Below are 18,449 nucleotides of genomic sequence, written 5' to 3' on the forward strand. Positions count from 1 at the left end.
TGACGGTGGCGCGACACTCTTACTCGTCATTCCGGGGCGATGCGAAGCATCGAGCCCGGAATCCATCTCACCTCCGGATATGCGGGCGGATGGATTCCGGGCTCGCGACTTCGTCGCGCCCCGGAATGACGGAGCAAGTCATGCCGGCGTCAGCTCGTCATACACCGGATAATCCGTATACCCCTTCTCCTCGCCGCCGTAGAAGGTCGCGCGGTTGTACGGCGTGATCGGGTAGTCGTGCTGCAGGCGCCGCGGCAGATCGGGGTTGGAGATGAAGATGCGGCCGAAGGCGATGATGTCGGCGTGGCCATCGGCAATCGCCGCGTTCGCGGTCTCACCGGTGAAGCCGCCCGCGGTCATCAGCACGCCGCTGTAGAGCGGCCGGAACAGCACCATCGCCGACGGCACGTTTTCCCAGTGGACGTCGGCACGGCCGGCGCCGCTCGAGCGCGGCTCGATGAAATGCAGATAAGCGAGTCCGAGCTGGTCCAGCGCCTTCACGACGTAGGTGTAGAGCGGCATCGGATCGGGCTCGCCGGAATCATTGGCGATGCCGTGGGGTGAAAGCCGCACGCCGACGCGGTTCGCGCCAAAGACGTCGATCGCGGCCTGCGTGACCTCGAGCAGCAGCCGAGCGCGGTTCTCGATTCCGCCGCCATATTGATCGGTGCGCTGGTTGCTGCGCGACTGCAGGAATTGCTCGAGCAGATAGCCGTTGGCGCCGTGGATCTCGACACCGTCGAACCCGGCCGCGAGCGCATTCTTCGCACCTTGCCGGAACGCCTCGACGATATCCTTGACCTCCCCGGTCTCCAGCGCGCGCGGCGTTTCATAATCCGAGATCTTGCCGTCGGCCGTCATCGCCTTCATCCCTTCCGCCCGGATCGGGATCGCCGAGGCCGAAACCGGCAGCTCGCCGCCGTGAAAGGAGGAATGCGAGACGCGGCCGACATGCCAGAGCTGGAGGAAGATGATGCCGCCCTTGGCGTGCACGGCGTCGACCACCTTGCGCCAGCCGTCGATCTGCGCCTGCGAATAGATGCCGGGCGTCGCCGGATTGCCGCGGCCGTGCGAAAGCACCGGCGAGGCTTCGGCGATGATCAGGCCGCCGGGCGTCGCGCGCTGGGCGTAATATTCCGCGTTCAGCGGCCGCGGCGAAAAGCTCTCGCGCTCGGCCCGCATGCGCGTGAGCGGCGCCATCGCGACGCGATGCGCAAGCTTGTACGGACCGACCTGCAACGGCCTAAACAACGCTTCGAATTTCATGTGGTCCCCGGATGTTTACAGAAGGATGCGGATCATAGCGCGAGGGGCGGCACCCGGAAAAGGCGCCACCCCCTCGAATGCGGATATTCTCTCTCGCGGAACGCGACAGAGAGCAGGCCTTACGCCGTCTTGATCCAGACGGCCTTCACGTTGAGATATTCCTCGACATGCTGCTTGCCGGACTCGCGGCCGTAGCCGCTCATCTTGTAGCCGCCGAACGGCACAGCCGGATCCATCGCCTGGTAGCAGTTCACCCACACCGAACCGGCGCGCAGGCGCTTTGCGACCGCATGCGCCTTGCTGACGTCGCGCGTCCACAGGCCGGAGCCGAGGCCGAACGTGGTGTTGTTGGCGCGCTTGACCAGCTCGTCCATGTCCTTGAACGCGATCGCGGAGATGACGGGGCCAAAGATCTCCTCCTGCGCGATGCGCATGTTGTCCTCAACGCCCGCGAACACCGTCGGCGAGACGAAGAAGCCTTTCGACAATGCGCCCTCGGTGACGCGGCCGCCGCCGGCGAGTGCCTTGGCACCTTCCTTCTGGCCGATGTCGAGATAGCCGGTGACGCGTTCGAGCTGCTGCTCGGAGACCAGCGGCCCGATCTGCACATTGGGATCGAGACCGTTGCCGACCTGCAGCTTCTTGCCGAACTCGGCGACGCGGCCGACGAACTCCTCGTAGATCGACTGCTCGACGAACAGGCGCGTGCCGGCGCTGCAGATCTGCCCCGAATTGGCAAACACCGCCATCGCCGCGCCAGGCACGGCGGCATCGAGATCGGCATCGGCAAACACGATGTCCGGTGACTTGCCGCCAAGCTCGAGCGAGACCCGCTTGAGATTGCCGGCGGAGGCGCGGATGATCGACTGTCCCGTGACATGCGAGCCGGTGAAGGCGACCTTGTCGACGTCGTGATGCGAGGCGAGCGCGGCGCCGGCGGTCTCGCCGTAGCCGGGCACGACGTTGACGACGCCGGGCGGAATGCCCGCCTCCATTGCGAGCTCGGCGATGCGCAGCGAGGTCAGCGGCGCCTCTTCGGCGGGCTTGAGCACCACGGTACAGCCGGTCGCGATCGCAGGACCGATCTTCCAGATCGTCGCGGTGAGCGGCCCGTTCCAGGGAATGATGGCACCGACGACGCCGATCGGCTCCTTCAGCGTGTAGGAGAAGATTTCGCCAGGCAGCGAGTTCTCGATGGTCTCGCCGTGGATCGCGGTGGTCTGACCAGCATAGTAGCGCAGCATGCCGACGGCGCGCAGGCGATAGGCGCGGGTGCGGCTGAGCGGCGCGCCCATGTCGAGCGTGTCGAGCTGCGACAATTCATCGAAGTTCTTCTCGACGAGGTCGGCAAGCCTCAGGAGCAGGTTCTGCCGCTCGAACGGCTTGACCTTGCTCCAGGGCCCTTCGAAGGCGCGGCGTGCGGCGGCAACCGCACGATCGATGTCTTCCTTGTCACCCTCCGCGACGGTCGCGAGCAGCTCGCCCGTTGCAGGATTGCGGGTCTCGAAGCGCTTGCCTGAGGCTGCATCGACCCATTTCCCGTCGATCAGCATCTGCTTGTAGGACCCATTCGCGAACGGATGGCGCGTGATCGGAATAGCCTGCGACACAGCCATGGCTGCACTCCCTGTCAGGTGATTGATTGGGTCGATCTGGGCGGGATCGTTCGTCGGACAAGGTACAACCGGCCCGGAGGGGCGTAAAGACGCCGTGGAGCGAAGACCTCCCATGCCGACTTGTGCAGGGTCGAGCCGAGCGCGTGCTATAACGCGACCGAGCGCAACGCAGCTTCGCCGGAGTCCAGCCATGCCGCATCCCGCCATCGTCAAAGACAACGTTGCCGTCATCACAGGTGGCGCATCCGGAATCGGGTTTGCCGCCGCCGCGGCGTTTGCGCGCACCGGCATGAAGGTGTGCATCGCGGATGTCGATCAGGGACGCCTGGTCGAGGCCGCAACAATACTGTCATCCATCGCCGGTGCCGCGAACGTGATGACGGCCGTGGTCGACGTCAGCAAGACAGAAAGCCTGACGGAACTCGAGCGCGCGGTACGCGAGCGGTTCGGTGGCACCGACATCCTCATGAACAATGCCGGCATCCAGCCGGGCAGCACGCTGTTCGGCGAGCCCGATCATTGGCAGCGCATCATCGCCGTCAACATGTGGGGCATCATCAACGGCTCGCGCATCTTCGCACCCAACATGATCGCGCGCGGCAGGTCCGGCCTCATCATCAACACCGGCTCCAAGCAGGGCATCACCACGCCGCCGGGCGATCCCGCCTACAATGTCTCCAAGGCCGGCGTGAAAGCGTTCACCGAAGCGCTCCAGCATGAGCTGCGCAACACGAAGGATTGTCGCCTCACGGCACATCTGCTGATCCCCGGCTTCGTCTTCACCGGCCTCACCGCTAAGGGGCGCACCGAAAAGCCGGCCGGCGCCTGGACGCCGGAGCAGACGGTCGATTTCATGCTGGCACGGCTGGAGGCCGGCGATTTCTACATCCTGTGCCCGGACAACGACGTGCCGCGCGCACTCGATGAGAAGCGCATGCTGTGGGCCGCCGGCGACATCGTCGAGAACCGCCCGCCATTATCGCGCTGGCATCCGGACTACGCGAATGCGTTCAAGAAGTTTGTGGAGGGGGAGTAGCTGTCAGACCCTCATGGTGAGGAGCGCGCCCTTGCGCGCGTCTCGAACCATGCAGGCCCGGCTGAGGCAGTCCGGCCTCGATCCTTCGAGACGACCGCTTTCAGCGGTCTCCTCAGGATGCGGGGTTAAAGGTGTCGCGGCGCGGCGAGTTAGCGCAAGCGCGCTACAGCGTCTCTTGCTGATGCCCGCAATTCTTGCAGGCGAACTTGACGCGGCTCTGGCCCTTCTCCGCCTGGACCCGGTTCGGGGCCCCGCACTTGCCGCAGACAGCCTCGATGCGGGTCGTGCCCTGCTTGACGACGATGGACTTCTTTTCCATCGATTCGCGGATCAGGCGCTCGGCCTCCTCACGCAGCGATTGTTTCGACAAAGCTCGTCTCCGCCTCTGAACGCGCGAGAGCCATATCGCACCTGCAGTCGGAGCACAATGCAGGATACGGATCGCGGAGCACGATCAAGCGTTCAGTTCCGGACACGAGAGCCGCGGCGCGTATTGCGCCGCGGCCCTCCTGCTTGTCCTCCTGATCGGCTCAACCGTTTTTTTCAAGCGGCCTTGGACACCTCCATCAAGAGCCGCTCGGCCTTCGCATCCTCGATCCGATTGACCAGCCGGCTGCTCTCGTGGTTGTCGCGCACGGTCTTGGTCAGGGTAATGCAGGTCTGGACCAGCATGACGATACCCATGGTGAGATAGCCCTTCATCCAGACGTCGATCGGCAGAAAGAAAACGCCGATGGCGACCAGGAAGGCGGAGGCTGCGAAGGACGCGTATGTGAAGGTCACCCAGGCGTTGCTGTGGGGCTGGCCGTTCTGGTTCATGATGGTCTCCTGTGAGGACGAATGATGACGGGGTTTGGGATCAGGTAATTGGCGAGCGCTTGGACTTCAGCCGCGCCAGCACGTCGTCTGCGGTCGTCTTCAGCCGCGGGCCAAAGCCCTGCTCGGCCAATCTTTCGGCGATAGCGATGGGACCGGTGGCCGCATCGAGCTCGACCAGCGCATCGTCGGCCGCCTGAGCTTCCATCTGCCGATCGCGCAGACGCCGCAAAGTGCTCTCCGCCTCCGGCAGCGTGGTTTCGTACGGACGCGCGGCCTCGATGCCGCTGCGGCGTAGCGAGCGGACCGCCTCCGAGGCACGGGCGACGCGGCGGCCGCGATCGAGCTCGGTGATGCGGGCCTGTGCGTTTGCGACGTGCCGCTTCAGCCGGGCGATCTCGGTCGCGAACAGCGCGCGGGCCGTCATCGCGGCATCGCGGTCAGCCTCCAGGCCCGCGATGGCTTCGGCGGCGTCCCTGGCGAGGTCGTCACGGCCGCCGTCGAGCGCCGCAACCGCACGGGTCTCGAGATCGGCGATGCGGGCGAGGGTCGCCTCGAGCTTGCGGCCTTCCTGCTGGTCCTGCGCGATCGCCAGCGCCAGCGTCCGCTTGCTGCGCTCGACGGCGGCAGCCGCATCGCGCATCTGCTGGTCGAGAATCAGGAGGGCCGTCCGGTCTTCCAGCTCTTCGCCTGCGGCGGCCACGCTGCCGCGGAAAAGTGTCGCTACAGTCTTGAACATCTTCAGCTCCCTGTTATGAGCGTTGCTCACAGATCCTTTGTAGCAAGGAACCTGAACATCGTTCAAGAAAATTTTGAGCAATGATCAAAAATTTGGTAAAGATGCCTAAGACCCTGGAACGTCGAGAGAAATTGAGGTCAGACCTAATCCTGGCGGCGGAGCGGATGATCGCCGCTCGTGGCTTGTCGGGGCTGAAAACCCGTGATCTCGCCCGCGAGATCGGCTGCGCCAATGGCGCGGTCTACAACCTCGTGGCCGACATGGACGAGCTGATCCTGCGTGTGGGCTCGCGCACCCTGCTGCGGCTCGACGAGGCTCTCAGCGCAGCGGAAAGCGCGGGCGAGCCATCGCCGCAGGAGACGCTGGTCCGCATCGCCCTCGCCTATTGCGATTTCGCGGCCGAAAATCTCCAGCTCTGGCGCGCGCTGTTCGAGCACCGCATGGAGGCCGACAAGGTCGTCCCCGACTGGTCGGTCCAAGATCAGATGCAGCTGTTCCGCCACATCTACCAGCCGCTGGCCGCGTTGTTTCCGAAGCGCAGCCGCGAGGAGCTCGGCATCACGGCGCGCGGCCTGTTCTCGGCGGTGCATGGCATGGTGGCGCTCGGACTGGAGCAGAAGCTGGTTGCCGTGCCGCTGCCGGCGCTGCGCAAGGAGATCGCGGGACTGGTGCGCGCGATGAGCGACGGATTGATCGCACGCGACGTGGAAAGGAGCGGCGGCGGCTGACTAAAATTTCACCTGTCGCATCGCCAGTAGCACGCTTAGCCTTCGAGCCGTCCCTCACCTCTCGGAGCTACTCATGCCCCTCCTCATCCGCGGCGGCACCGTCGTCAATCACGATCATTCGCGCCGCGCGGACGTGCTGATCGCCGGCGAGACCATCGTCGCGATCGGCGCTTCGCTCGATGCGCCGACAGGGAGCGAGATCATCGATGCGGGTGGCGCCTACGTCATCCCGGGCGGGATCGATCCGCACACCCATCTCGAAATGCCGTTCATGGGCACCGTCACCGCCGACGATTTCGAATCCGGAACCAAGGCGGCGCTGAGCGGCGGCACCACCATGGTGGTGGATTTCTGCCTGCCCGATCCCGGCCAATCCATGCTCGTGGCGTATCAGGAGTGGCGGCACAAATCCGAGAAGGCGGCCAGCGACTACGGCTTCCACATGGCGGTGACGTCATGGTCGAAGCAGATCCATGACGAGATGGAGATTGTGGTCAAGACCTACGGCATCAACACCTTCAAGCATTTCATGGCCTACAAGGGCGCGCTGATGGTGAACGATGACGAGCTCTACAACTCGTTCGCGCGCTGCGCCCATCTCGGCGCCATGCCTGTCGTCCATGCGGAGAACGGCGACGTCGTCGCCCTGATGCAGGAGGCGCTGATCGCGCGCGGCGTCACCGGCCCCGAGGGCCACGCCTATTCACGGCCGCCGGAGGTCGAGGGCGAAGCCACCAACCGCGCCATCATGATCGCCGATATGACCGGCACGCCGGTCTATATCGTGCACACCAGCTGCCGCGAGGCGCATGAAGCCATCGCTCGCGCGCGTGCCAGTGGAAAGCGGGTCTATGGCGAACCGCTGATCCAGCATCTGCTGCTCGATGCCGGCGAATATCAGAGCAAGGACTGGGACCATTCCGCACAGCGCGTGATGTCGCCGCCGTTCCGCGACAAGTCGCATCAGGACAGCCTCTGGGCCGGGCTGCAAGCCGGCTCGCTACAGGTGGTTGCGACCGATCATTGCGCCTTCACCACCGAGCAGAAGCGGTTCGGGCGCGGCGATTTCAGGAAGATCCCGAACGGCACCGGCGGCCTCGAAGATCGCCTGGCGCTGCTCTGGACCGCGGGCGTCGCCACGGGGCGGCTGACGAAAGAGGAATTCGTCGCGGTAACCTCGGCGAACATCGCCCGCATCCTCAACATCTATCCGCGCAAGGGCGCGGTCGCCGTAGGCTCTGATGCCGACATCGTGGTGTGGGATCCGAAGGCGAGCAAGACTATTAGTGCCAAACGGCAGATGAGCCGGATCGATTACAACGTGTTCGAGGGTTTTGCCTGCACCGGCGGTGCGGCGGCAACGCTGTCGCGCGGTCGTATCGTCTGGACGGATGGCGATCTGCGCGCCGAGGCCGGCGATGGGCGATACGTCGAACGTCCCGCCTTCTCGCCGGTGCATGTGGCAAATTCCACCTGGAAGGAACTGACGGCTCCGCGCGCCGTCGCGCGCGGCGCGGTGACGCCGTAAGCCATCGCACTCCCTGGCAGAAGTCCGGGGTAACGACCTCAATCTTGGAGAGACTTTAGGAACGAACGGCTGGAGGCCTCGTTGTCGCGTAGTTTCTCTCCAGCACGCGAGTCCCTCATGTATCACCACGTCAAGAAGCTGATGTTCACCGTGCGCGTCGACGAACCCGATCCGCGCTTCGGCAATATGCTCCTCGAGCAGTTCGGCGGCGCCAACGGCGAACTTGCGGCCGCGATGCAATATTCGATTCAGGGACTGAATTGCGAGGATCCCGACCGCAAGGACCTCTTGATGGACATCGGCACCGAGGAGCTCAGCCATCTCGAAGTCGTCGGTTGCCTCGCCCGGATGCATCTCGCACCCTCGAAGAATGACCGTCAGGCAGCCGAAGCCGATCCGCTGATCGCGATCGCCGGCGGGGGCGGCGTCAACCTGTTCAACTCGCAAGGCAATCCCTGGACCGCCGACTATCTCAAGATCACCGGCGAGCTCGACGTCGATCTTCGCAGCAACATCGCCGCCGAGGCGCGTGCGAAGATCGTCTACGAACGGCTGATCAATTTCTGCGACGACGCTGGCTCCAAGGACGCGCTGCAGTTTCTGATGACGCGCGAGATCACGCATATGAAGGCCTTCGCGCGAGCGCTCGAAAGCCTGTCGAAGCCTGCCTTCAGTGTCGGCAGGATTGCGCCGACGCCCGGCCTCGTGAACCAGTACTTCAACGACTCCACCGGTAGCGGCGACCACGGCGAAATCGACACCCGCGGCCCCTGGAACGAAGGAGAGGACTGGGTGTTCACGGAATCGCCCGCCCTCCAGTCTTCTGATCCCGGCGCGGCCCCGTCGATCGTCGCGGAGAGCTCGTCGCCCGTCGACGAGGCGGGCCTCACCGACCTTCTGCTTCACGAGCTGCGCGACATCCTCCATGCCGAGAAGCAGTTGACCAAGGCGCTTCCCAAGATGGCGCAGGCCGCGCGCTTCGACCAGCTGCGCGAACTGTTCGAGCAGCATCTGGCCGAGACGGAGAACCAGGTCGAGCGCATCAACGAATGCTTCGAGCTGCTCGGCGAGACCGCTCGCGCCAAGCCTTGCAAGGGCATGATGGGCCTGATCGAGGAAGGCCAGGAAGTCATGAAGGAAGGCCAGGAAAAGGAGGATGCAGCTGCCGACCTCGCGCTGATCTCAGCGGCGCAGCGCGTCGAGCATTACGAGATGTCCGGCTACACCACCGCGCGCAACCTCGCGCAGCAGCTCCGGCACAGCGCCATCGTCGCCCTGCTCTCCAAATCCCTTGCGGAAGAAGAGAATGCCGATCTCCTGCTCAACCAGGTGGCGCGATCGCTGATGTCGGTCGCGAAGATGCCCGCTGCGCTGGAGCAGGCCGAATAGACCTAAGCCGACGCGCAACGCCTATCCTGTCCTACCAAGCCGCCTCGCATTTGCGGGGCGGCTTGGGCCTTTCCTGTCTGTGGCATACACCTTGCCTCTCGATGCCGGACAATTCCGGACAGGAGGCACCTTTGAGCGTTTCACCCCTTGATCTGAACCGCCGCAACGTCGTGCTCGGTGTCGCCGGTATGGCAGCCTTTGCTCCACGCCTCGCCTGGGCCCAGGGGCGCAGCGAGACGCTGCTGGTGGTGCAGGAGCTCGGGCCGAATTCGCTGGACATGCAGGGCGTCGGCTCCAACCAGACCGTGAACGGCCTGTCCTGGAACTGCTACGACCGCCTGCTCACCTACGCCTCCAAGACCCTGCCAGACGGCACGTTGTCGTATGATCGCGAGAAGCTCGCGCCTGAGCTCGCCGAGAGCTGGGAGGTCGCGCCCGACGGCATGTCGTGCACCTTCAAGCTTCGCAAGGATGCGAAATTCCACGACGGCACGCCGGTGACCGCCAAGGACGTCAAATGGTCGTTCGACCGCGCCGTGAAGGTCGGCGGCTTTCCGACCTTCCAGATGTCGGCGGGATCGCTGGAGAAGCCGGAGCAGTTCGTGGTGGTCGACGACCACACTTTCCGCATCGATTATGTCCGGAAGGACAAGATGCTGCTGTTCAACGTCGCCGTCGTCGTGCCCTTCATCATCAATTCCGAACTCGCCAAGAAGAACGCGACGCCGGAAGACCCGTGGGCGCTGGCCTGGCTCAAGAACAACGAGGCAGGCGGCGGCGCCTACAAGATCGAGAGCTGGAAGCCGGGCAGCGAGACCGTGCTGACGCGCTTCGACGACTGGAAGAGCGGGCCGCTGCCGAAGGTGAAGCGCGTGATCGCGCGCGACGTTCCCTCCGCCGGCACGCGCCGTGCCATGCTGGAGCGTGGCGATGCGGATATTTCCAGCGGCTTTGCCCCGCGCGATTTCGAGCAGATCATCCGGGAGGGCAAGGTCAAGGTCTCGGGCGTGCCGATCCCGAACGCGCTGTGGTACGTCGCGCTGAACACCGCGAAGCCGCCGTTCGATAATGTCAAGCTGCGCCAGGCCATCGCCTGGGCCATGCCCTACGAGCAGATCCAGACCAGCGCCTTCTTCGGCCGCGCCGTTCCCATGTATGGCGGCGCCGCCGAAGTCTCAAAGCCGGTGTGGCCGCAGCCGTTTCCCTACGTCACCGATCTCGACAGGGCCAAGGCCCTGCTGAAGGAAGCGGGCTTCGAATCCGGCCTGGAGACGACGCTGTCGCTCGACACCGGCACCGCCACCGTCGGCGAACCGACCGCGATCCTGATCCAGGAGAGCCTCGCCAAGATCGGCATCAAGGCGACAATCGAGAAGATCCCCGGCGCGAACTGGCGCACGACGCTGAACAAGAAGGAGCTGCCGCTCGCGCTCAACCGCTTCAGCGGCTGGCTGGATTATCCCGAATATTACTTCTACTGGAATTTCCACGGCAACAACTCGATCTTCAACATCTCCTCGTACAAGAACAAGGAGATGGATGCCCTGATCGACAAGGCGCGCTTCACCACCGATGCCGCGGAGTACGACAGGACGGTGAAGGATTTCATCGCGCTCTGCATGCGCGACGTTCCCGTCGTTCCGCTCAACCAGCCGATCCACGACGTTGCCATGCAGAAGGCCATCACCGGCTACGAGTTCTGGTTTCACCGCGAACCGGATTATCGCCAGTTCGCGAAGGGCTGATTCTTTTCCACCACACGGACACCGCCTGCCGCTCGAGCCTGCGCGATCGGAAAGCCCCTCGCCAGCCTCGTCTCACTCGCGTGCAGCATGGCCGCGTCGAGCTTGCCCCGCCGCGCTCCGTCCAGGGCACAGGCGAAGACGCGGTAGAACTGCGCGCCGTCATAGGCCACCAGCAACAGATCGACGCCGGCATTGATCGCCTCGACCACGGCCTTGCAAACGTCGTTCTGGTAGATCGCGCCCATCACGAGGTCGTCGGTCATCACCACCCCCTGGTAATTCCATTTGTCGCGGATGATGCCCTGAACGACGGATTTCGAATGCGATGCGGCGCGATCGGGATCGACGGCAGTGAGCGTGACATGGCCGACCATCAGCGCGCTGCGCGAATGCGACAGCACGTCGCGGAACGGAAGCCAGTCGGATGCCTCCAGCTCCTCGACCGGCGTATCGAGCTCGGCGCTGAAATGATGCGTGTCGGTGCGCACGCGGCCGATGCCCGGAAAATGCTTGAGCGTGGCGCCGACGCCGGATTCTTCCAGCCCGCGCACATAGGCGCTCGCGATGGTGCTGACGACGGCCGGATCGGTCGCGATCGCGCGCTGGCCGATCAGCGTGTGGAAATCGAGCCGGTTGCGCCGCGCCGGCGGCTTGAGGTCGAGCACCGGGGCGAGATTGAGATTGACGCCGACCCCGGCGAGCTCGCGGCCGTGGATGCGGCCGAACTCTTCGGCCTTGGCCTGCTGGTCGTCGGGCGCAAGCCCGGCGAGCGTCGCCAGGGCCGGCACTTTCGTCAGCGGCGGCGCGAGATGCCCGACGATACCGCCCTCCTGGTCCGCAGCGACGACCAGCGGTGGCAGGCCGGCTGCCCTCCTGATGTCCTGGAGCGCGGCGATCTCGCTCCGCAGCGCCTCGACCGTGCCGCCGCGGATGTTGTGCCGGGTGACATAGACGCCGCGGATCAATCCCTGTCGGGCAAGGCGCGCGACCTCCGGGAAGGAGGAATAGCCGACCATGAAGTGAGCCCCGAGCTGGCGCGCCTCGGCAGCGCTGGCGCTGAGAACGTCGTGCCTGCGCAACTCGAACTTCAGATGCGCCGCGGACATCAGAACCGGCGGCAGGCACCAGAGCATGACGAGCAGCTTGCCGGCGATGGTGCGCCAACGTCCCCACCGCAGCAGAACGGCGACGATCAGGAGGCTTGCGGCGACAAGCGCGATGTTTCCGGCGCCGCGCAGCACGAGCAAATAGGGATCGTTCTTGTTTAAGGCCGCGAACGCGAGGGCAGGGGCGGCAAGCCACAGCAGAATGTGACCGAGACGACGGAGGAATTGCATGATGTGCCACATGCGATGAAGGCGAATGCTTCGCACCTATCAGAGCGATTGGCGCTGCGCGATAGGCAAAAGCGCGCCTGCACGAAATCTGCAAAAGACTCCTGAAGCCGTGCAGACGATGGTCCCGCCTTCTGCACGAGAGGCGTTCAGAGTTCGTCATGCCAACCATCACGAAAGGTCTTCTGGACATGACAAGCCTGGCTTCGACGATCGCAGAGGAAATCAAGCCGATCGGCCATTCCTCGATCCCGGCCAAGGTCGGCCTTGCGCTGGTGCTGGCGGCACTTGCCGACTGGCTGTTCTACGGGCAGCGGATCGGGCTGTCGCTGGCGCTCTTTGCGATCGCGATCGCCGTCGTGTCGGTGTGCTTCAATCGTGCGGCCATGGATCTACGCCGCGCTCTGGTCGGCTCGGCCGTTCTGGCCGCCGGTCTCGTGCCTGTTAGCGACGAGCTCAACACGCTGTCGTTCCTGATCCTGGTCGCATCGTTGATGATCGCGTTGCTGCTCGTGACCAATGCGGAAGCGACCGGGCTCGCCGACCGCGGCCGCGCGCTGCGCAACTTCGTCCTGCTCGGTCCCTTCCGGCTCTTTCTCGATGCGCCCCAGGCGTTCAACGCGTCGGCGCTCACCCGCGGCATCGCGCGCTGGCTGCTGCCGGCGGCGCTCAGCACGGTATTCGTCGCGCTCTTCGCCGCGGCCAATCCGGTGATCGAGCAATGGGTGTCCCTGCTCAATCCGAAGCTCATCCTTCATTATGTCAGCATCCCGCGCGTCCTGTTCTGGGCCCTGATGCTGGCATTGGTCTGGCCGTTCATTCACGTGCGCTGGCGGCGCAAGCCGATCGTCAACACCGCTGTGGCCGACGGTCTCGTGCCGCCGCCGCTCCCGCCCGTTGTCTCCGCCGAATTTCTCGGCCCCTCCACCATCCTGCGCTCGCTGATCCTGTTCAACCTGCTGTTCGCGGCGCAGTCCGTTCTCGACGGCATCTATCTCTGGGGCCATTTGGCGCTGCCCGACAATCTGACCTATGCCGGCTATGCGCATCGCGGGGCCTATCCGCTGATCGTAACCGCCCTGCTCGCCGCGGCCTTCGTGCTGGTGGCGATGCGCCCGGGCGGGCCGGCCGAGAACTCGACGGTGATCCGGCCGCTGGTCTATCTCTGGGTGGGCCAGAACGTGCTTCTCGTCGCCTCCTCCATCCTTCGTCTCGATCTCTACGTCGGCGTCTACATGCTGACATACTGGCGAATCGCGGCGTTCATCTGGATGGGGCTGGTCGCGTTCGGACTGATCCTGATCGTCGCCCGCATCGTCCTCAACCGATCCAACCAATGGCTCGTGGCCGCCAATCTGATCGCGCTCGCGATCTCGCTTTATGGCTGCTCGCTGGTGAACTTCGACGCCTTCATTGCCGACTACAATGTGGCCCACAGCCGGGAAGCTTCGGGCAACGGCCTGCAGATCGACATGAACTATCTCCTGACACTCGGACCGCAAGCGCTGCCCGCCATCGACAAGGCGATCATGCTTCGACCCGGCACTCCCGAGAGCTGCCTTGTGTCGCGACGCGACCGCCTTGTAGAACAGCAGCGCCAGGATCTGGCCTGGCGGAGCTGGGGCTTTCGGAGCTGGCGGCTGCAGCGCCGGCTGGACGCGCTGGCGAAAGACCCGTCCGGCAGCCGGCCGGTCGGGTGAGCGGAGAGTTTCTTGGCGCATCGCATCCTCATCGTCGACGACGAAGGCCACATCCGCGAGGTCATCCGCGTCGCCTTGAAGAAGGCCGGCATGGACGTGATCGAGGCCCGCGACGGCAAGGAGGCGCTTCTCCGCGTCGCCGCCGACAAGCCCGACCTGATCGTGCTCGACATCGGCATGCCCGAGTTCGACGGCCTCGACGTCTGCCGCGAGGTGCGCAAGACCTCCGACGTGCCGATCCTGTTCCTGTCGGCGCGCGACGAGGAGATCGACCGCATTCTCGGTCTCGAAATCGGTGGCGACGACTATGTGACAAAGCCGTTCAGCCCGCGCGAGCTGGTGGCGCGGGTCAATGTCATCCTGCGCCGCCTCAGCCCGCGCAACGGCGAGGCCAAGGCTGGCCCCGCCGCGCTTGCCCAAGGCAGTCTGCTGATCGATCCCGAGCAGCACGTGGCGTCCTTTGCCGGCGCGCCGCTGAAGCTGACCGCGATCGAGTTCGGCATTTTGCGTGCGTTCCTGACGCGGCCGACCTCGGTGTTCAACCGCGAGCAGCTGATGCGGGCGGCTTATCAGCTCAACATCCAGGTCTCCGACCGCACCATCGACAGCCACATCCGCAACATCCGCGCCAAGCTCGCGGCGCTGGCCTGCGACAACGTGATCGAGACCATCCACGGCGTCGGCTTCAAGCTCGGCCGCTGCGAGAAAGAGGCATGAAGGCGGCGCCCGACAAATGGCGGCCGTCGCTCGGCCTCGTGATCTTCGCGGTGCTGACCACCGTCGCCGTGCTGCCGCTGGTCGGCCTGTTCTTCTTCCGCCTCTACGACAACCAGCTGATCCGCCAGACCCAGGCCGAGCTGATTGCGCAGAGCCGTGTGCTGGCCACGATCTACGCGCAGGAAGTTTTGGCGCGGCTCGACAGCGGGCTGACGCTCGGGGCCGAAGTGCCGCCGAACGTGCTGCCCGATCCCGGCGACCCGGTGACGCCGATCCGGCCCGCGCTCGATCTCACCGCCAACGATCTGCTGCGACGTCGACCGGATGCGCTGCCAGCGCCCCGGCCCGCCCAGCCCGGCTATGTCGAGATCGGCGCAAGACTGACGCCGATCATCCGCGAGACCCAGAAGGTGACGCTGGCGGGCTTTCGGATCCTCGATCCGCAGGGCGTCGTCATCGCCGGGCGGCAGGAGGTCGGGCAGTCGCTCGCCCATATCGAGGAGGTCGCGGACGCGCTGCACGGGCAATACCGCGCCACTTTGCGCAACCGCGTGCCGGACAAGCCGCCGCCGCCGATTTATTCCTTCAGCCGCGGCCTCGGCGTGCACGTGTTCTCGGCGATGCCCGTCATCGTCAACAACCGCGTCGCGGGCGTGATCTACACCACGCGGACGCCGAGCAACATCTTCGATCATCTCTACCAGGAGCGGGCCAAGTTCGTGCTGGCCGGCCTCGCCGTCATCCTCGGCACCATCGCGATCGGCCTCGTATTCTCGCGCACCATCACCCTGCCAATGCGCGAGCTGGTCGACCGCGCCGCCAGAATCGGCCGCGGCGACCGCGAGGCGTTCCAGCCGCTCCGGCATTACGGCACGCGCGAGTTCGCCCAGCTCTCGCACAGCTTCCTCGGCATGGCCGAGCAGCTGGCGCGGCGCTCGGACTATATCGCGACATTCTCGGCCCACCTCACCCACGAGCTGAAATCGCCGCTGACCTCGATCAAGGGCGCGGCCGAGCTACTGCAGGATTCGGTGCAGGGCAAGGCAGGCAGCCTGACGCCGGCCGAGCAGAACACCTTCATCGCCAACATCCTCTCGGACACCCAGCGGCTGGAGGCGATGGCGCAGCGGCTGCGCGAACTCGCGCGCGCCGAGAGCCTGCCGCAGAACGAGCGCACCGAGCTCGCGCCGGTGATCGCGGATCTCAAGACCCGGTTTCCGGAAAGCTCGATCGAGGCCAGCGGCAGCCTTGACCGCTCCATCGCCATGTCAGGCGAGAAGGCGCTGATCGTGCTGTCGCATCTTGCCGACAACGCGATGCGGCACAAGGCGAGGGCGATCCGGCTAGAGGCGGCCTTCGAGCGCACGACCCTGCGTCTGACGGTGAGCAATGACGGCGAACCGATCTCAGCGCCGAACCGCGACAGGATTTTCGACGCCTTCTTCACCACCCGCCGCGACCAGGGCGGCACCGGGATGGGGCTTGCGATCGCGCGGGCGGTGATGGCGAGCCATGGCGGCTCGATCAGCCTCAAGCCGACCGAAGTGGGGGCGGCCTTCGAGCTCCAATTTCCAATAGCCTAGATCGCAAAGACCCAGGCGGCGACGATGGTACCGATGGTGACCAGGCCCGCGATGGTCCAGCCGGCGGCATATTCCAGCTCGGGATGACCGGTCGCCCGCATGATCTCTGCCGGATCGGCGGTATGCTTCTGTGCCATGACAGCCTCTCGCGCGTTACCTCCCGCGTCATATGTAAGTCGCTTGGGGCGGCAAAAGGTTCCGTCACGGAAATGCGAGAAATGACGCAGCTCGGATTATTCACTGAGCCGGAAGCAGGGCCATCCGGGCTTCGCTATGCCGACAATTTTATCGAAGCCGCCGTCGAGCAGGATCTGATCGGCCGCATCGCAGCATTGCCGCTCCAGCGCTTCCAGTTCGGGGCGTTCGAAGGCAACCGCCGGGTGGCGTCCTTCGGCTGCCGCTATGACTATTCGCTGCAGCGGCTGGCCGAGGCGGAGCCGATCCCGGACTGGCTCCTGCCGATCGCGCGCCGGGTCGAGGCCTGGGCGGGACTGCCGGAGGCCAGCGTCCGGCAGGTGCTCTGTACCGAATACGAGATCGGAGTCGGCATCGGCTGGCACCGCGACAAGCCGCAGTTTAAGGAGGTCCTGGGACTGTCGCTGGGCTCGGCCTGCAAGTTCCGCTTCCGCCGGCGGTGCGGCGACAAATGGCAGCGCCACACGCTCGAGACGCGGCCGCGCTCGCTTTACCTGATGCAAGGCGAGGCGCGCTCGCAATGGGAGCACAGCATCCCGCCGGTCGAGGCGCGCCGTTACTCCATCACGTTTCGGACGATGAAGCGGACCTGACGGGCCGTCCAAACCAAAAACTTTCGAAAACAACCCCATGCACAGTAGAAGGCCATCCCGGCTCGAGCCCCGGCGGCGTCGCGCAGCCGTCCCGGGGGGACCGTACTTGCGTACCAAAGGCAGCTGCACGCCGGACCGGCCGCCCGTTCCGTGCGGCCGCGAATCGGTGGGAGGTGCCGCGAATTCGCCTCAAGGCCGGCTGACTAATGAGGCGAATTGAAAAGACGGGCCACATCAGCGGGCCAATATGGGCCCCGAAGGCCGGCATCACCATGAAGAATTGTCTGACATTTTTCCTGCTTCTGACCATGGCGGCGGCCTCTGCCCATGTCGTAGCGCCGGCAAGGCTGACGAGCCCCTCAGATCTCATCCGGGTCGGCCTCACCGATTCCGACACCACCGCCGGCGGCACCGCGCGGCTGTGCGAGCAGGTCACCTTCTCGCGCGGCCTGCGCTACGGCGAGAGCGAAGCTAACGTGCTCGATGTCGCCGCCAGCGCCACCAAGGCGGATACGCCGCGGCCGGTGCTGCTGTTCGTGACCGGCGACACCTTCACCGGCGACCACGCCGCGCCGGAATTGTCGCGCCAGATCCAGGACCAGGCGATGTGCTTTGCCGCGCGCAACGACATGATCGGCGTGCGCGTCAATTATCGCCTGGCGCCGTCAGCGACCTGGCCAGCCGGGGCGACCGACGTGGCGGCGGCGCTGTCCTGGGTTCACGGCAATATCGACCTGTTCAACGGCGACGCCCGCGAGATCGTTGCGGTCGGCTACGGCGCCGGCGCCTTCCATGTCGCCACCATGCTGGCGCATCCCGAGTTTCAGACCGACCGCGCCGATGTCGCCGCCGTTGTCCTGGTGTCCGGCATCTACCGCGCCGGCAAGGACGCGAGCGACAGCGAGAAGGCCTATCTCGGCAGCGACGCCGGCCAATACAACAAGCGCTCGGTCTTCCCGGGTATCCTCAATGTCGATGTGCCGATCGTGCTGGCTTGGTCCACCGACGATTCCGCCGGCACCGTGGCACAGGGCGAAACCTTGAAGAAGACGCTCTGCGGCGCCGGCCATTGCCCGCGCAGCGCGCTGCTGCGCAGCCGCGACGGCATCGCGAGCGCCCTCGGTCTCGACGGCTCGGGCGACAGCCTCGCCGAGCCGACGCTGCTGCTGGTGCGCCAGCTGGAGGCGCGGGGGCTGCCGTAGCAGGGGCGTTGCTCCGCTATCGACAACTCACACCATTTGCTAGGCCACCCCTCTCCCTCGCCCTCCCCCGCAAGGGGGAGGGAGCGCGGCGGAGTACGCGGTTAGACCGCGGCTCGTCGCAAGCGTCTTGATAAGTCGAGTCACCCACCACGCGCTTGGTGTGTCCCCTCCCCCCTTGCGGGGGAGGGTTAGGGAGAGGGGTACCACACGGGGACTCTCGATCAGGAAAGAGCAACGCTCGTCCGCAGGACCCGACAATCCG

The 18,449-nt window shown here is 65.2% G+C and carries 17 protein-coding genes; 10 read left to right on the forward strand and 7 right to left on the reverse strand.

The genetic code is table 11. The features are described 5' to 3' along the window. Positions 1 to 138 precede the first annotated feature (138 nt). Both E4K64_RS26550 and E4K64_RS26555 read right to left on the reverse strand, forming a co-directional pair. A complete protein-coding gene (locus E4K64_RS26550) occupies positions 139 to 1,266 on the reverse strand; it encodes an alkene reductase (protein ID WP_135166118.1) in 1,128 nt (375 codons plus the stop codon). Between the two features lie 119 nt (positions 1,267 to 1,385). Continuing rightward, positions 1,386 to 2,882 (reverse strand): aldehyde dehydrogenase family protein, encoded by a 1,497-nt coding sequence (locus E4K64_RS26555; RefSeq protein ID WP_135166119.1) that lies wholly within the window; start codon positions 2,880 to 2,882, stop codon positions 1,386 to 1,388. A gap of 190 nt (positions 2,883 to 3,072) precedes the next feature. Between E4K64_RS26555 and E4K64_RS26560 the strand changes: the two genes are divergently transcribed. Then, positions 3,073 to 3,918 (forward strand): SDR family NAD(P)-dependent oxidoreductase, encoded by an 846-nt coding sequence (locus E4K64_RS26560; RefSeq protein WP_135166120.1) that lies wholly within the window; start codon positions 3,073 to 3,075, stop codon positions 3,916 to 3,918. 163 nt (positions 3,919 to 4,081) lie between these two features. Here the strand turns inward: E4K64_RS26560 and E4K64_RS26565 are convergent, their stop codons facing one another. The 3 genes from E4K64_RS26565 to E4K64_RS26575 all read right to left on the reverse strand — a co-directional run bounded on the left by E4K64_RS26565 (position 4,082) and on the right by E4K64_RS26575 (position 5,473). After that, positions 4,082 to 4,288 (reverse strand): hypothetical protein, encoded by a 207-nt coding sequence (locus E4K64_RS26565; RefSeq protein WP_028134265.1) that lies wholly within the window; start codon positions 4,286 to 4,288, stop codon positions 4,082 to 4,084. Positions 4,289 to 4,461: 173 nt separating this feature from the next. After that, positions 4,462 to 4,737, reverse strand: a complete 276-nt coding sequence (locus tag E4K64_RS26570; RefSeq protein WP_126259507.1) for a YiaA/YiaB family inner membrane protein — start codon at positions 4,735 to 4,737, stop codon at positions 4,462 to 4,464. Positions 4,738 to 4,777: 40 nt separating this feature from the next. Further along, positions 4,778 to 5,473 (reverse strand): PspA/IM30 family protein, encoded by a 696-nt coding sequence (locus tag E4K64_RS26575; RefSeq protein WP_135166121.1) that lies wholly within the window; start codon positions 5,471 to 5,473, stop codon positions 4,778 to 4,780. A gap of 101 nt (positions 5,474 to 5,574) precedes the next feature. Between E4K64_RS26575 and E4K64_RS26580 the strand changes: the two genes are divergently transcribed. From E4K64_RS26580 to E4K64_RS26595, 4 genes are all read left to right on the forward strand, one after another. After that, positions 5,575 to 6,201, forward strand: coding sequence for a TetR/AcrR family transcriptional regulator (locus E4K64_RS26580; RefSeq protein WP_135166122.1), 627 nt, complete (start codon positions 5,575 to 5,577; stop codon positions 6,199 to 6,201). A gap of 73 nt (positions 6,202 to 6,274) precedes the next feature. Further along, positions 6,275 to 7,729, forward strand: a complete 1,455-nt coding sequence (gene hydA, locus E4K64_RS26585; protein ID WP_135166123.1) for a dihydropyrimidinase — start codon at positions 6,275 to 6,277, stop codon at positions 7,727 to 7,729. A gap of 117 nt (positions 7,730 to 7,846) precedes the next feature. After that, positions 7,847 to 9,118, forward strand: coding sequence for a DUF892 family protein (locus tag E4K64_RS26590; RefSeq protein ID WP_135166124.1), 1,272 nt, complete (start codon positions 7,847 to 7,849; stop codon positions 9,116 to 9,118). A 101-nt stretch (positions 9,119 to 9,219) separates the two neighbouring features. Continuing rightward, positions 9,220 to 10,863 carry an ABC transporter substrate-binding protein gene (locus E4K64_RS26595; RefSeq protein ID WP_135166125.1) on the forward strand — a complete coding sequence of 548 codons (1,644 nt, stop codon included), beginning with the start codon at positions 9,220 to 9,222 and terminating at the stop codon, positions 10,861 to 10,863. Here E4K64_RS26595 and E4K64_RS26600 read toward each other — a convergent pair. Then, the gene (locus E4K64_RS26600; RefSeq protein WP_135166126.1) at positions 10,839 to 12,200 is read right to left on the reverse strand and encodes a glycoside hydrolase family 3 N-terminal domain-containing protein; all 1,362 of its coding nucleotides are present in this window, start codon (positions 12,198 to 12,200) and stop codon (positions 10,839 to 10,841) included. The genes E4K64_RS26595 and E4K64_RS26600 overlap by 25 nt on opposite strands. Positions 12,201 to 12,388: 188 nt before the next feature. Between E4K64_RS26600 and E4K64_RS26605 the strand changes: the two genes are divergently transcribed. From E4K64_RS26605 to E4K64_RS26615, 3 genes are read left to right on the forward strand one after another with little or no spacing between them, the layout of a single operon-like run. Then, complete coding sequence (locus E4K64_RS26605) at positions 12,389 to 13,897, forward strand: DUF4153 domain-containing protein (protein WP_167772284.1); 1,509 nt, start codon at positions 12,389 to 12,391, stop codon at positions 13,895 to 13,897. A 12-nt stretch (positions 13,898 to 13,909) separates the two neighbouring features. Continuing rightward, positions 13,910 to 14,614, forward strand: a complete 705-nt coding sequence (locus tag E4K64_RS26610; RefSeq protein ID WP_135166128.1) for a response regulator — start codon at positions 13,910 to 13,912, stop codon at positions 14,612 to 14,614. Then, a complete protein-coding gene (locus E4K64_RS26615) occupies positions 14,611 to 16,197 on the forward strand; it encodes an ATP-binding protein (RefSeq protein WP_135166129.1) in 1,587 nt (528 codons plus the stop codon). The genes E4K64_RS26610 and E4K64_RS26615 overlap by 4 nt, the downstream gene beginning before the upstream one ends. Here the strand turns inward: E4K64_RS26615 and E4K64_RS40575 are convergent. Then, complete coding sequence (locus tag E4K64_RS40575; RefSeq protein WP_164718835.1) at positions 16,194 to 16,334, reverse strand: hypothetical protein; 141 nt, start codon at positions 16,332 to 16,334, stop codon at positions 16,194 to 16,196. The two genes, E4K64_RS26615 and E4K64_RS40575, sit on opposite strands and share 4 nt — an antisense overlap. A gap of 81 nt (positions 16,335 to 16,415) precedes the next feature. On the opposite strand from E4K64_RS40575, the gene E4K64_RS26620 reads away from it, so the two are divergent. Both E4K64_RS26620 and E4K64_RS26625 read left to right on the forward strand, forming a co-directional pair. Further along, positions 16,416 to 16,985 (forward strand): alpha-ketoglutarate-dependent dioxygenase AlkB, encoded by a 570-nt coding sequence (locus E4K64_RS26620; protein WP_135166130.1) that lies wholly within the window; start codon positions 16,416 to 16,418, stop codon positions 16,983 to 16,985. A gap of 272 nt (positions 16,986 to 17,257) precedes the next feature. Beyond that, positions 17,258 to 18,187 (forward strand): alpha/beta hydrolase, encoded by a 930-nt coding sequence (locus tag E4K64_RS26625; RefSeq protein WP_135166222.1) that lies wholly within the window; start codon positions 17,258 to 17,260, stop codon positions 18,185 to 18,187. Positions 18,188 to 18,449 lie beyond the last annotated feature (262 nt).

This window comes from Bradyrhizobium frederickii (assembly GCF_004570865.1).
Lineage (GTDB): Bacteria > Pseudomonadota > Alphaproteobacteria > Rhizobiales > Xanthobacteraceae > Bradyrhizobium > Bradyrhizobium frederickii.